Below are 13725 nucleotides of genomic sequence, written 5' to 3' on the forward strand. Positions count from 1 at the left end.
GCTCGGAGATTCAAGCTGACGTGAGTATTCAAAAAACCCTGAACAAGAGCCTGTTGCTGCCGATATTTTCGCTGGTACTGGTCGCCGTCGTGATGGTTGGTACGATCACCTATCACGCAGGCAACAATGCTCTTGAGCAACGAATACAGAGTCTTGCCGACAGCAGTGCTGTATTGATCGAAGAGCTGCTCTGGCAGCTTGACCACGAAACTCTTCAGGTTCTGCTCGACGAATACGTTTCTTTGGGGGTCGTCAGCGCCGTACACATTGACGCAGGGCCATACTTGAAGATCGAGGCGGGCCATGTCGATCCGGAGGAGTCAGTCTATGTGCATTCTCGTGATCTGATACATGAAGAGTCAAATTCAGTTCGACAAACCGGTGTGCTGACGCTGCAGGTGAGTCGTGAAAATATCTGGACCAAGGTCCGAAGCGGCATGTTTCAAACACTGTTTATTGCATCGTTGGCAGTCATGGCAACGACGTTTATCATCCAGCACCTGCTGACCACACGTTTGATTACACCCGTTCTGGAGATTGCGAATGGTCTGGACAAGTGGAATGGCAACTGGAGCGAGTTCAAAATAGAGCTGCAACGAGGGAAAAGGTACAAAAAGCATGAGGAGGACGAACTTGATCGTCTTGTTCACGCCATCCATGGCATGCGTGACCATATTCTGAACGCCGACAACATTATCGAATCGAAAGAGGATCGTCTACTCGGTGCTGCACAGATAGCCGGTATTGGTTATGCATCCTTTGATTTTGAATCGGGCAAAATCATTGAATGTGACGAAAATTTCGCAAGTATATTCGGCCAGAGCGTCGAGGATATGCTGCAGCTGTCAATTCGTGATGACATTCTTCGCACGCGGCTGCATGCCGAGGATTTTGATCAGGGGGTGCAGATACGCAAGCAGCTTTTGATGGGCAATGCAACCGAAGGCTTGTTCAGAATTGCCAGCGACTCAGGTGAGTACCGACACATCAGACAGTTATACGATGTCGCTCCAGGCAGGGAAGGTGATTCTTTTGTGGTGCGTACCGTTGCCCAGGATGTAACGGAACTCAACCGTCTGCAGAGCACGCTGGTGCATGCACAGAAGGTGAAGGCTATTGGTAATCTGACGGGTGGAGTGGCCCATGATTTCAATAACATACTGGCGGTGATCTCTGGCAATCTGGAACTGCTCGCTGAAACTATCACAGATGAATCTGCTCGACGATATGTCGATACTTCCCAGCATGCCGTACGGCTTGGTGCCGAACTGACCCACCAGTTGCTGGCATTTGCCCGCAAGCAGCCTCTGCGTCCGGAAGTGCTGGATCTATCCCGGTTGGTGCGTGAGTCGCTCTCGCTTTTACGAACTTCGGTGGGTGAGAGTGTGGATCTGGAAGTTGTCACCGACGGGGGGCTGTGGCGCACCGAGGTAGACAAGGCGCAGCTGGAGGCAGCGCTCCTTAACCTGGTGATCAATGCGCGTGATGCCATGCCGGATGGAGGAAAGCTCACCATAGATGTCAGTAATACAAGGCTGGATAGAGGCTACGCTGAATTACATGACGAAGTTAAGGCGGGGCAATACGTCTGTATCGCCATCACCGATTCCGGCTGCGGTATGAGCGCGGCTACGATCAATCAGGCGCTGGAACCATTTTTTACGACCAAGGATGTGGGCGAGGGTACCGGGTTGGGACTACCGATGGCATTCGGTTTTGTCAAACAGTCTGGCGGACACCTGAAGATCTATTCGGAACTTGATCGTGGAACAACCGTGAAGCTCTATTTACCGCGCGTCAATGCCCAGCAGGAAGTTGAGCGGCCGGAGTTTACGGGCCTCTCTGCCGCTCAGTTCAATGGTCTTCATGTATTTCTGGTGGAAGACAGCGAAGATCTTCGAAAGACCTTCACGATACAACTGGAACAGATGGGTTCTGTCGTACACAGCGCGGCTGACGGTAATTCAGTTTTCAAGATGATCGAAAATATTCCACGTATCGATCTGATTTTGTGTGATGTCATTCTTCCCTATGGCATGAAGGGGCCGCAAGTGGTGAAAGGCTTGCAGGCTATCTACCCGAATGCCGCGATCATCTATATGTCGGGGTATACGGAAAACGCCATCATTCACCAGGGTAGACTGGATGAGGGCGTCATCATGTTGCAGAAGCCTTTCTCGCGTAAAGAGCTGATCACAGCATTCGCCAGTGCGTCAGAGGCTGTTGGCCAGGTGGCTGACTCCTAGCGCCGCACAGATCAGGCAACCCTGGCCAACTGCAGATTGGCATTCTGTTCCTCGCTCTGGAATCGTGATATCAGTTGTTGAAGATGCGCAGCCATGTCTGAGAGCTCGTGAGCAGCCGCTTCCACATCATTCGATGCGTCCTGATTACCCTGAGCTTGAGTGGCCACATCCTTGATCAGCAGTGATATGGCCTCACTACCATTAGCGGAGCGCGATACCGATTGATTGATCTCCTGAGTCACGCCGGCCTGCTCATTGACCGATACCGATATGGCTGACTGAATGTCACTGATACGCTGGATGATGTGAAATATCGATTGTATGGCTGTGACAGCCGATTCCGTATCGGTGCGAATATCACTGATACGCGTCTCAATCTGCTCGGTTGCATTGGCTGTCTCCTTGGCCAATTCCTTGACTTCACCTGCTACAACGGCAAACCCCTTGCCTGCATCACCTGCCCGGGCAGCCTCTATTGTGGCGTTCAGTGCCAGCAAATTGGTTTGCTCAGCAATTGATGTAATTACCTTGATCACCGAGCTTATGCTTACGCTACTCTCTGCCAGCTTGCGTACTGTTGTATCAGTGGTTTGCACAAGACCAACGGCCTCTATCACGACAGATTCCGCCTCCACTGTATTACGGGCGATTGCCTTGATAGAGGCGCTGAGCTCTTCGGTTGCATTTGCAGCGCGGCTGATGCCGGCATCAACACTATCGGACACTTCCGAAGCTTTGAGACTGTTGTCTGCACTCGCTTTTGAAAGTCCACTCATATCCCCCGATAATGCGCTGAGTCGTTTGGATGCATTACTCAGTTGATGTGCATTTTTATTGATTCCCTGCATACTTAAACGCATCTCAGAGAACAAAGCATCAAGAGAACGAGCCATCTGTCCGGCAAGATCCTCACCCTTTGTGTCTATTGGGTGATTAAGGTCTCCATTTGCCGCAGCGCTAACCGCGGCAAGCAATCGGTCAACTCTTTCCTGCAGCTGCAATGCCTCTGAGCGTTGCCTGGCCGACTCAGCCTGTGCCTTTTCATGGAGTTCAATTTGTTCTGTATGCTTGAGTTGTTCCTCTTCAACTTGCTCGCGTTCTTTCAGTCGTAGATGCTTGGCTTGAAGCTGCTGCTCTTCTTGCAGCTGCTGTGCTTGTATAGCGTTTCGCTGAAAAACTTCAACTGTTCTTGCAAGATCCGTCAATTCGTCATTACCGCTGATAGAGACGGATACATCGTATTGCCCGCTGGCAAGCGATTTCAGGGCAGTAATGGTCTGCAGCAATCGCTTTAACAGGCTACGGGAGATCAACAGCCAGAAAACCAACACGGTAACAAGTACGCTCAAGATAGACACAGCAATCAGCTGGATTTCGCTTGCATTGATCAGGCTGTTGACTTTGCTTCCTTCGTTTGACACTTGCTCTCTATTTTTCAACGCGTAGTTTATCAAGCGCGTTACGACCGTTGATTGGAATTCATTCATCTTTTGTTCTGATTGCAGAATTGTTTGTTCTTCAACTAACCCCCGCACACGAGAATAGAACACACCACTACTATCATTGCCCAGGGCAAACAAGTCTTCAATTTTTCTGGTGACTTCAACCATTTCCTGACTGTTGTCTGTTTTGGTCAGACCTATTTCAATCAACTCCTGCGATAACTCGTATTGTTCTTTCAATTCTTCCAGGGCAGCCAAATCATTCACTTGCGAGACTTGAGCGAGAATGCCAGCCGCAGCATTTATTTCGGATCGAAGTTCAAGCAAAGCTGCCAGCTTTGCGATTCCATCACGCGTAAGCTCAGGAAGCAGGTCCTCAGCATTGTTCCTGAGCGCATCCGCTTCATGCGTCTGTTTACCGGAAGCAGAAAGCAACTGTGAATTAAGTTGACGTTGAATGATACGTATCTGGCGCATCAGATCATTGCTATTGTCCAAGGCGCTGATCTTTTCACCGACGGCTGTATCCAGTTGTTGGAGTTGATCCTGAACCCAGGTAATGGATTGCTTGCTTCTGTCGATTTGCTGGGCTGTGTAGTGCTGCAGCGTTCGCTTTGCAAGTTGCTCTACAATCCTGCTGCTTATATCATTCAGGTGTTCGTATCTGCTTTTTCTATCCTGTTGCGTGTGAGCAGAGGATAGGGCCTGAATTGCCATATTGAGTTCAACGGCCAGTTGCGTCATGGTCATGGAATCTGACATGAGGGGAACACTGACTTCGGTAATTTCACGAAGTGAGGAGGACAACGTTTTGTATGAATTCACGGCTATGCCGCTGGCAAGTAACGTCGTGCCTACGACCACCCCGAATGCGATAAGTAATTTGGATTTTATGCCCAGGTTCAAATTTTTCATAAACCACATGACAGCTTCGTTTCGTCGCGGCTCCAGATCATAATTGCGAACCTATTGCCTGCCAGAATGACAATGGGTGCTGCAAAGAAATACGATAGTGTGTGGAGCATTCTTGATCTCATCAAATACGCCACGAGAAGCGTTCTGTTGGGGGTAATCAACCCTACTAACGGCGTTGAAGTCTGGTACTGAATGCCACGACGATGGCGGGGTTGTTACATTTTCAAGCTGCTTGGCACTCAAAGGCTTCCTAATTTACTAACACCAACTCACTGAAGCTACTTACGCAAAGGCCGCTAAGGATCGGAATAGGGGAGGTCTGTAATTCCCTTCATTTCGATCATCACGCCATGGTATTTGTCGATGAAATTACCCCGTTCTATTCATATAGCTTCTCATCAGCGCCATTAGCGTGCTCGCCTGTCAGGTCTCGTTTGCACAAGACATCGGCGTTGCATGGATGGGACAATCGGGCATGGCAAACGCCGTGCTGGTAGGGGTTCAGGATCGGCTCAAGGAGATCGCTCCTTCCATCAGGCTGGATATTCACGGAGAACTGGGCTCGCTCGAAGAGATGGATGCCGTTGTCAATAAATTCGCCAGTGAGAAGAAGGCTGGACAGATCATTTTGCGCTCAAGTGGCTCGGTCTATCTGAAAGACTATCCGCCGAGCATTCCCTCTTTCATTGGCGGCAATAACCATCCCGTCAAGCTGGGAACGATTAAAAGCATGCAGAGCCCTGAGGGCCTGGTAACCGGCGTTACCTATTACGTTCCTATCGTCGATACCATAGAAAGCTTCATGTTGCTCCACCCCTATATGGATTCCATACTGCTGCTCAGTAGCCTTGAAGAAACGGGTCGATGAGTTACTCGCCACCGTCGATTCGGTAGCTCAAGGGAAGCTATTGTGCCCTGTGACTGTCAAGGGGGATGATGCCATCGGGTTGATAGGGCAAAGGCTGGAGAAGGTCTTCAAACAATTCGCAGAGAGCATGTCCAGTATCAGCCGCAGTGCCTCCACCTTGAGTAGCGTGTCAACGTCACTGTCCAACGCCAGTGAAAGCATTGCCACCAATGCACAGCACAATTCATCGCAATCGATTCAGGTATCCCAGTCTTCCGAGGACATCAGTTCAGGTGTTCGCAACGTTGCTGTAGCGATTCAGGAGATGAGCGAGACTGCCAACGATATTGCGGCAAATACACGTAACGCTACAAAAGTAGCACAAGAAGCGGCTGATGTTGCTCAGAGTACCAACAGGTCGCGGCCATTCAAAGCGATAGTGGTGGTGTTGCCGAATCAATTGCAAAAATACGCGCAACGGTAGATCGTATCTATACGATACAGTCCAATGTTGCCAAGGCGGTCGGTGAACAGGCAAGTGCGACCTCTGAAATCTCGCAGATCATATCCAACACGGCAGAAGGCAGTGAGACAATCTCCAGGAGTATGTCGGAGGTTGCCAGCGCGACCAAAGAGACTCTGACAGGGGTTAATCAGTTACGCCAGACCTCCACACAAATGGCAGCTGTTTCTCAGGATCTGGAGAAGCTGGTAAGCCAGTTCGATCTGTAGCACAAAGAGCTATTGTCCCCCAGCCAGTTTCAAGGTCTGTTGTAACGGCGGGGACTGCTGCGGTGCAAGGGTGATCCACGACCCAATGGCCATCCCATCTTCTACCTGAGCCAGGTCGGCATCGGGTTTGATCAGATTTGCAGCAGGGCGTGCATTCAATGAAACAGTGGCATCTGCGAAGACCTTGACCGGGCCAACACCGTCTGCGTTGAAATCGTCGCGTATCCGGTGTGCCAATTGTAGTATCAAGTCGGGCTGCCCGACCATCTCTCTGAACTGCAATTCGTTGAGGTATTCCCCGGGGGTGACGATGTGCGTGGTGCCATCACTGCGCACAACACGATATTGCAGAGCCCCGGATTTTTCTCGCAACATGACTCGCCAGGAAAAACGCATGCCTTGCTCATTCCACAAGACGGTACCGGGGTAATACCAGTGCCTGAGTGGCATCAGAAACTGAAACAGGCAGAAGGCCAGAATGGATAGCGTGGGCAGCGTTGAAAGGCGATAGGGTGAGGCGCCCCTGACAACCAGAGCCGTGCCGGGCACCGATGCCGCTCGACGGTGCCAGCTACTCAGATAGTTGATCCAGCGTCGTGGCCAGTCTGGATCAAAGAACAAGGAGGCTGCCAGTACCATGATCAAAGGAAACAGGCCAATATTGAAAAACAGATGGGTAAAGAGGTGGAAAACCAGTACCACCAAAAAGGCGTAAACCCGCGTTTTACGCATCAGCAAGAAGGCCACGATACTGGTGTCAAATACAAAGGCGAACCATGAAAAGGCAAAGTGCACCCAGGGAAGCTCGAGCAAGGGGCCCAGCACAGGCATGCCGCCCAGCGGTGGTAGCCAGATATTAAGAGGCTGGGCATGCAGTAGCCAGTCAGTTTCAAACTTGGCAAGCCCTGCGTAGAAGTACAGCAGAGCAACCTGAAAGCGTAGCCACCACAGTTGCCAGGCTGGCAGGTGTTTGCTGCGCAACGCAGGTTTGCGCCAGGCATCGAACGACCATGCCTTGTGCGGCGACAGAAAACACAGGATCAGGGCCAGCAGGCAGACAAAGTAGTAGTGATTGAGGTAGTAGGTGACATCCATCAATTCTGCATAGGCGAACAGGCAGAAGAAGACAATAATGGCCACACGATAGAATGCACCAATGGCGATCAGGGCAGCACTCAGAGCGATGCCGCTGTAGAGCAAGTACAGGCCCGTCTCGTTGGGCACCTGTACCCAGGCAAAGCCCCAGAACTTGAAATGAAAGTCTGGTTGGACATACAGAGTCTCCACCCAGCCATTGCTCATGAAACGTAAGGTGCCGCCGAACATCATGGCGCCAAAGAGCATGCGAAACACTGCCAGTGCCGCTATATCCACTGGCTGGGCAAGTTGCCCCAGAGCTTTTTTGAGGGTGTTCAAGAAATTATCTGCGCCGGGCTGAATGAGTCTGTCTATCTATCTGATCTTCGAGGTGATGGTGTGTCTAGTCGTTGTCACCAGCGGCACTGTTGGGTGCTGCCAGTGACAAGGAGGCGGCTATAGGGCCACGAAAGGTATCCATGGCAATCTTGAGGTAGCCATGCAATGCACAGGCGGCCGGAGCTTCAGGACCGGGGTTGGCGGTGCCATTGATGCAGGCGTCGGCATCGGTGATGGCTTCGACGGCCAGATCGAACTGAGGTTGCATTGTGTCCAGATGCTCTAGCACGGCATCAAGTTCGGCGGTGATCTCGTCAGCCAGATCGTCGCGGTCGATACCGCGCAGCAGATCATTCAAGCCACGACCGTTGTCGACGCCATTAAAGACATCGTAGAACACCTGCACATTGGCCTGGATGTTGTCACCGGATGAGCCGGACAAACGTGACTCGAGGCGTTCGGGGCAACTGATGGTGTCGCAGGCTGGCAAGTCGCTAGCACCAATGCCGGTTGGATTGGCAATCTTGACATCCTTGGTGGCCTTGTCAACATAGAACAGGGCAACGGAAAGTGCATTCAGGGCGTTTTGTGGCAGCGAATAGAATTCGCTGGTAAGTCCGGCGGTATTCCATTCACCCAGAAAGTTTCCACCATCGGGTTCCCAGCGCTGCAGCAGATCGTCGGCTACGTTGTGCACGCGCAGTGCTGCGCTGGCGGCATAGTTGGCACGCTGGGCCGCGGTGGCCGGTGTGCCCAGAGAGCAGGGGTCGCTCTGTTCGTTGAAGAGCAGGAATTCGAGTGCGCCAAGCCCTGTCGCATTGGCGGCAGAGCCTTCGCTCACACTGAGATCATTGCTGGCTAACTCCTCAATGGTGCAGGTGTTGAGCAGCGGAAATGAATAGATATCACTACGCAGATCGGCACCACCGCGTGTACCGTCAAGGCCTGTTGACAGACCTGCAGGGCCCAATTGCAAGGGCTCCAGGTATTGCCAGCTATGCATGGCTTCGCGCCAGGCCAATTGAGCAGCGTTTTTCAGCGTTGCATCTGTGGGCGATCCGGCATGTTCGGTAACGGCAAGATCCAGTGTCTGTGCCTTGGCCGAGAAGTCACGTAGAGCGGGCATGAAAATGTCATCACCGATGTCAGTCAGGATCAGGCGCCGAACATCGTCGCCAACCAAGTCCTCAACCGGTGTGTTGTTATTGCTGTCACTACCGCTGCACGCACTTAGCAGAATGCTGGAGATGACAAGCGTGGCAATTGTTGTGAATTGATGGCGCTTTTTTACAAGAACAGCGGATGAGGCAGGCATTGAATTCTCTGGAGAAAGATCGAATTGATTCAAGGTGGGGTCTTGCGAGTGGCGTATTGTTCAGATGAGCAATACGCCCCTTTCTATAGCCGCTCGAAAGCGTTATTGACTGACGTTGAGTACAACCAGTCGAGCACCGTTATCGTCGCCATTGGTGGTCACGGCGACATGAGAGCCGTCGGCAGATGCTGCGATGCCATAAAACTGCGACTCGATGGTGTCGTGGCCCAGTTCAATGATGCCGTCCTCGTCCACTTGTGTGTCCAGTTGTCCTTCGCTGGTAACAACATAGATAGCCGCTGTTCCACCATAACGACCCACTTGTACCGTGCGATCGTCTCCCAGAATGGCCATATGTCGACCACGGTCTTCGTTGGTTTCACGGTCCTGACCTTCACTTTGAAAAGCCTGGTTGCCGTTGTTTCCCCATGATGTGTCAAGTGCAGTTCCCGCAACCCGGAAGGAGACCACATCCTGTTCTATAGACGTCTGGAAGCCAAGTGTGGATGGTGTTTCTTCAGCTGTTGCGCGACCATAACCGGTGGTCACGTAGCTGCCGTCGCTTTGACGTGCCGCTGAATACGCTTCAGCAAATCCACCGTCGACGCGGAAAGGGTTGAAAACAGCAACGCCAGGTTGTGGCTCAAAGCCCAGCTCGGTGCCAGTGCTCTCAGGTACGATGAAGTTACCGAAATTACTGTCAAGTGTGCCGTCTGCATTCAGTTTGAACAGAATCACGTGATTGGCATAACCCTCGCCCAGATTGGTGTAGCCGATGCTCATGATAGAGCCGTCAGATTCAACCAGTCCGCGTCGTCCGTTATCGTTGAAGTCGCTGGTGCTGTGATAGGCGAATGCGTTGCCTGCGTTGAAAGCGGTATCCGGAGTGCCATCAGTTGCATTGAGTCGAACAACATAGCGGTCACGATCGATACGCCCTGAGTCCTGGGTGGCCGCACCATAACCGAACAGTACGACACGTTCGCCGCCACCCGAGTTGTCAAGCTTCATGTCGAACGCTGTATCTTCGGGAGCATCTTCACCACCGTAGGCTGCATTGTCAGTATTTGACCAACCGTAGATAACTTCCACCTTGCCTTCTGTATCGCCCCAGGCGGGTGATACTGCTTGTGCACCGACGTTATCAAAGCGCAGTAGATAGACTGACTGGCCGCCATCTTCATCAACGGCATTGACTGATACCAGAACGTCACCATTGGCTAGTTCAACAATGCCCAGTGATTGCTCTTCGCGGCCAACCGCGACATCGACTTCCACGATACCGGCATCACCAAATGTGGTGTCCAGCGAGCCGTCGACATTAAAGCGGGCGACAACCGTCTTGAGTAGCGCATCATCGCTGCCAGAGTAGCCAGAGGCGTAGATCTTGCCATCGGCTGCGAAGCTCAGGCCACGAAGGTCGTTGGCGCGATCGGTTGAGATATCAGCGAGTGTTTGCAGCCCACCCGTGTCCGCGGTTGGCTCATCAGGTACTGCGGGGACTGAAGGTTCGGTGGTGTCATCCTCAGGCAGTACATCATTATCGTCATCATCGGAGCTACAAGCCGCTAACTGCATGCCGCTTAGCAACATAACCAGAAGAGTTAATCGCTGAATTTTCATGTCTTTGAATTTCCTTGATTCGTGGAGGGGTGTAAGTCCTGGGGCCGTTCGACGTGCATTTCGGCATCAAGTACGATGACGGAGTGTATACGAATACGAAACGTAATGATATTCGTTCTCATTACTATTTGCGATTTGACTCGAAGTTTGTCGTGGCTTCAGCGACTCAGACTCATTCGCCGACCTCGTCGATCTTGAGTGCCAGCGATGCGTAGACTTTTTCCAGATCTGGATGATTCATTGAGTCGCTCCTGCCCGGAATGTAACCGAGCGGTATCCGTCGATGATGTTCTCTGAAGTTGCTCTGTACCAGCGTCCAGCGATATGCATGTCTGGACGCGCCAGGTAGGCTGAGGCGCCTGAGGCTGCAAACTTTTCGGAGACCCCATATCGGGCTTGATGCCCCACAGGCGTGCACCGGACCAGGCGCCGGTACGGCCAAAGGCGGTGATGACTTCGTCAGTAATCAGCAAAATGCCGTAACGATCGCATATCTTGGGTGGGGTTGTTTGACTGTCTTCTGGTGATGTCATGGGATGCCAGAAGTGGCGTGCATTGTTTTCTTAGAGGAAGTTTGGACCTTTCATGCGTGTGCTCCTTGAGACAGCTCTATATGACAAGTACTACCCGAGATCCGGCAATGGATTTGATTACATCAGGCATGGCTTGGCAAATAAAGATTAACAAGGCAAATAAATATTGAAAAATCTCTATCGCTGCTAATTGTCCCTATTTGGATCAAGCATGGCCAACAGGTCGAGTAGCTGTTCGTAATTCTTCTTGCCCAATGTCTCCTTGAATCCTTCCACGATCAGCGCTGCTTGTTCAGTGTTGTCGTCAATGATCTTCTGTCCAGTTCCGGTGATGCTGATTATCTGACGTCGTCTGTCAGTCTCATCCCTGCAAACACTGATCAGACCTTTCTTGTTCATGGTTTGCGCTATTCGGGTCAGGCTTGGGAACAGCAGGCAGGCACGATCCGCCAGGGTCGAGGTGTCTTGAGATCCATATTCAGCCAGAACCCGAAGCACCCGCCACTGCTGTTCGGTTATCCCTGTCTCTGCCAGCATTTCACGAATTGGTGGCATGACACCCTCTCGCGCACGGATCAGCGCAATGGGTAGGGATCTGGAGGGCGAGGGTAGCTTGTTCTTCATTGGGTCCGTTCGATTGCTTGCTGGCTCGATTTTATAGGTAAAAAAAACTGGAGGGTTGTCGATTGACAAATTCAAAATAAATACTTAACATAACAATTATTAACATATTAAACAAATCTCATGCCTCATTTTCAAATTGATTACTCGGGCAACCTGGAAGCCGTTGTGGATATCGGTGGCTTGTGCGAACACATCAGAGCCCAGGCGGCCAAGATAGACACGTTTCCGCTTGCGGGTATACGAGTACGGGCCATTCGTGTAGATCATTACGCAATTGCCGACGGTAATGACAAGCATGGGTTTGTTGATATTTCCATACGCATGCGGGGTGGGCGAGTTGCCAGCGTCAAGCAGGATGCAGCACAGAGAGTGTTCGAAGCAGCACGTGTTTATCTGGAAAGTGCGATGCAAACGCAATCCATTGCCTTGTCTCTGGAGCTGCGTGATATCGACCCTGATCTTTCTCCCAAAATCGGCACCATCAGAGAACACTTGGAGACATAATTCATGAACGTACTTGAACAGAATGTCGAGAAACTGACCGGCTATCTGGCTCGCTACAAAGCCAGCGGAATCCTGAATCGAATCGATGGAGTCGATCGTCAGGGCTCGGCTGGCGTTTTTCAATTGAAATCACCGGTGGACAAAAGCATCATCTGTGATGTGGCCCGAGGTGCGGAAGCTGATATAGACGATGCGGCAACAGCTGCTGCCACCGCTTTTCCCGCTTGGCGTGACATGCCGGCTACCGAACGACGCAGAATCCTGTTGAATGTGGCAGATGCCATTGAGGCGCGTGCCGAGGAAATTGCTTTATGTGAGTGCTGGGACACTGGCCAGACCATACGTTTCATGTCCAAAGCGGCTCTGCGTGGCGCTGAGAATTTTCGCTATTTCGCTGATCAGATCGTGCAGGCCAGAGACGGCAAGCACCTGAAGTCACCCACACTCATGAATGTCACTACACGCGTGCCGTTGGGCCCCGTGGGTGTTATCACGCCGTGGAACACCCCTTTCATGCTCTCGACATGGAAGATAGCCCCGGCACTGGCCTCCGGTTGCACCGTGGTGCACAAACCAGCAGAAGATTCTCCTCTGACGGCGCGGCTTCTGGTGGAGATCGCTGAAGAGGCAGGATTGCCCAAGGGGGTTCTCAATACCGTGAACGGATATGGTCATGACGCGGGTAAGCGTTTGACCGAACACCCGGCCATCAAGGCCATTGCCTTCGTCGGTGAGAGTCGTACCGGTTCAATGATTACCAAACAGGGCGCCGATACGCTGAAGCGAATGCATCTGGAGCTGGGTGGGAAAAATCCGGTCATCGTGTTTGCCGATGCTGATCTGGAGCGTGCTCTGGATGCCGTGATTTTCATGATTTATTCGGTCAATGGCGAACGATGCACCTCTTCGTCCCGACTACTGGTGCAGGACACAATTCGTGAGGAGTTTGAAGCGAAGTTGATCGAACGGGTCAATAACATCAAGGTGGGTCATCCGCTGGATCCGGCTACTGAAATAGGTCCGCTGGTATCAGAAGAGCATTACAACAAGGTTGTCTCCTACTTCGATATTGCTCGGCAGGGTGGTGCAACGGTGGCCGCTGGTGGCGAGACGGTCGGCGAGCAGGGCTATTTCATTCGCCCCACGCTGTTTACCGGAGCCAACAACCAGATGCGTATTGCCCAGGAGGAGATTTTTGGTCCGGTGCTGACATCGATTCCATTCTCCACCGAGGAAGAAGCGCTGAGCATAGCCAACGATACGCAGTACGGCCTGACCGGTTACGTCTGGACCAACGATTTGACGCGTGCCCTGCGATTCACCGACAAGCTGGAAGCGGGGATGATCTGGGTGAATTCAGAGAACGTTCGCCATCTGCACACGCCCTTTGGTGGCGTCAAGGCCAGTGGTATCGGTCGTGATGGTGGCGACTGGAGTTTCGAGTTCTATATGGAGCAGAAACATATCGGGTTTGCCATCGGTCAGCATTCGATGATGCGTCTCGGCGCTTGATTCCACACTAATCAAC

The 13725-nt window shown here is 51.9% G+C and carries 12 protein-coding genes; 6 read left to right on the top strand and 6 right to left on the bottom strand.

The window, feature by feature from the left end:
* Positions 1–20: 20 nt before the first annotated feature.
* Positions 21–2246 carry an ATP-binding protein gene (locus IMCC3135_RS16090; RefSeq protein WP_088918552.1) on the top strand — a complete coding sequence of 742 codons (2226 nt, stop codon included), beginning with the start codon at positions 21–23 and terminating at the stop codon, positions 2244–2246.
* Between the two features lie 11 nt (positions 2247–2257).
* Here IMCC3135_RS16090 and IMCC3135_RS16095 read toward each other — a convergent pair whose 3' ends face one another.
* Positions 2258–4612 carry a methyl-accepting chemotaxis protein gene (locus IMCC3135_RS16095; RefSeq protein WP_088918553.1) on the bottom strand — a complete coding sequence of 785 codons (2355 nt, stop codon included), beginning with the start codon at positions 4610–4612 and terminating at the stop codon, positions 2258–2260.
* A 403-nt stretch (positions 4613–5015) separates the two neighbouring features.
* Between IMCC3135_RS16095 and IMCC3135_RS16100 the strand changes: the two genes are divergently transcribed.
* From IMCC3135_RS16100 to IMCC3135_RS35245, 3 genes are all read left to right on the top strand, one after another.
* The gene (locus IMCC3135_RS16100) at positions 5016–5471 is read left to right on the top strand and encodes a type 1 periplasmic-binding domain-containing protein (protein ID WP_088918554.1); all 456 of its coding nucleotides are present in this window, start codon (positions 5016–5018) and stop codon (positions 5469–5471) included.
* Positions 5452–5934, top strand: coding sequence for a methyl-accepting chemotaxis protein (locus tag IMCC3135_RS16105; protein ID WP_157736032.1), 483 nt, complete (start codon positions 5452–5454; stop codon positions 5932–5934). The genes IMCC3135_RS16100 and IMCC3135_RS16105 overlap by 20 nt, the downstream gene beginning before the upstream one ends.
* Before the next feature lie 122 nt (positions 5935–6056).
* On the top strand, positions 6057–6182 hold the full coding sequence (locus IMCC3135_RS35245; protein ID WP_257790412.1) for a hypothetical protein: 126 nt from the start codon (positions 6057–6059) through the stop codon (positions 6180–6182).
* Positions 6183–6191: 9 nt separating this feature from the next.
* On the opposite strand, the gene IMCC3135_RS16110 is transcribed toward IMCC3135_RS35245, so the two are convergent.
* The 5 genes from IMCC3135_RS16110 to hpaR all read right to left on the bottom strand — a co-directional run bounded on the left by IMCC3135_RS16110 (position 6192) and on the right by hpaR (position 11693).
* A complete protein-coding gene (locus tag IMCC3135_RS16110; RefSeq protein WP_205738078.1) occupies positions 6192–7598 on the bottom strand; it encodes an HTTM domain-containing protein in 1407 nt (468 codons plus the stop codon).
* Positions 7599–7662: 64 nt separating this feature from the next.
* Entirely contained in the window at positions 7663–8913 is a 1251-nt protein-coding gene (locus IMCC3135_RS16115) for an imelysin family protein (RefSeq protein WP_088918556.1), read from the bottom strand.
* A 102-nt stretch (positions 8914–9015) separates the two neighbouring features.
* Positions 9016–10536, bottom strand: coding sequence for a delta-60 repeat domain-containing protein (locus IMCC3135_RS16120; protein ID WP_088918557.1), 1521 nt, complete (start codon positions 10534–10536; stop codon positions 9016–9018).
* 158 nt (positions 10537–10694) lie between these two features.
* Positions 10695–11069, bottom strand: coding sequence for an aminotransferase class III-fold pyridoxal phosphate-dependent enzyme (locus IMCC3135_RS34725; protein WP_088918558.1), 375 nt, complete (start codon positions 11067–11069; stop codon positions 10695–10697).
* A 186-nt stretch (positions 11070–11255) separates the two neighbouring features.
* Entirely contained in the window at positions 11256–11693 is a 438-nt protein-coding gene (hpaR, locus tag IMCC3135_RS16130; protein ID WP_088918559.1) for a homoprotocatechuate degradation operon regulator HpaR, read from the bottom strand.
* A gap of 120 nt (positions 11694–11813) precedes the next feature.
* On the opposite strand from hpaR, the gene IMCC3135_RS16135 reads away from it, so the two are divergent.
* Together IMCC3135_RS16135 and hpaE are read left to right on the top strand one after the other, a co-directional pair.
* Positions 11814–12197 (top strand): 5-carboxymethyl-2-hydroxymuconate Delta-isomerase, encoded by a 384-nt coding sequence (locus IMCC3135_RS16135; protein ID WP_088918560.1) that lies wholly within the window; start codon positions 11814–11816, stop codon positions 12195–12197.
* 3 nt (positions 12198–12200) lie between these two features.
* On the top strand, positions 12201–13709 hold the full coding sequence (gene hpaE / locus IMCC3135_RS16140; protein WP_088918561.1) for a 5-carboxymethyl-2-hydroxymuconate semialdehyde dehydrogenase: 1509 nt from the start codon (positions 12201–12203) through the stop codon (positions 13707–13709).
* Positions 13710–13725: the final 16 nt, after the last annotated feature.

Origin of the sequence: Granulosicoccus antarcticus IMCC3135, from assembly GCF_002215215.1 — a bacterium.
Taxonomy (GTDB): domain Bacteria; phylum Pseudomonadota; class Gammaproteobacteria; order Granulosicoccales; family Granulosicoccaceae; genus Granulosicoccus; species Granulosicoccus antarcticus.

Excerpts from the sequence above, each read along its gene's own strand:
- IMCC3135_RS16095 (WP_088918553.1), bottom strand. The coding sequence starts at position 4,612 with ATGTGGTTTATGAAAAATTTGAACCTGGGCATAAAATCCAAATTACTT.
- IMCC3135_RS35245 (WP_257790412.1), top strand. The coding sequence starts at position 6,057 with ATGTCGGAGGTTGCCAGCGCGACCAAAGAGACTCTGACAGGGGTTAAT.
- IMCC3135_RS16115 (WP_088918556.1), bottom strand. The coding sequence starts at position 8,913 with ATGCCTGCCTCATCCGCTGTTCTTGTAAAAAAGCGCCATCAATTCACA.
- IMCC3135_RS16120 (WP_088918557.1), bottom strand. The coding sequence starts at position 10,536 with ATGAAAATTCAGCGATTAACTCTTCTGGTTATGTTGCTAAGCGGCATG.
- IMCC3135_RS34725 (WP_088918558.1), bottom strand. The coding sequence starts at position 11,069 with ATGACATCACCAGAAGACAGTCAAACAACCCCACCCAAGATATGCGAT.
- hpaR (WP_088918559.1), bottom strand. The coding sequence starts at position 11,693 with ATGAAGAACAAGCTACCCTCGCCCTCCAGATCCCTACCCATTGCGCTG.
- IMCC3135_RS16135 (WP_088918560.1), top strand. The coding sequence starts at position 11,814 with ATGCCTCATTTTCAAATTGATTACTCGGGCAACCTGGAAGCCGTTGTG.
- hpaE (WP_088918561.1), top strand. The coding sequence starts at position 12,201 with ATGAACGTACTTGAACAGAATGTCGAGAAACTGACCGGCTATCTGGCT.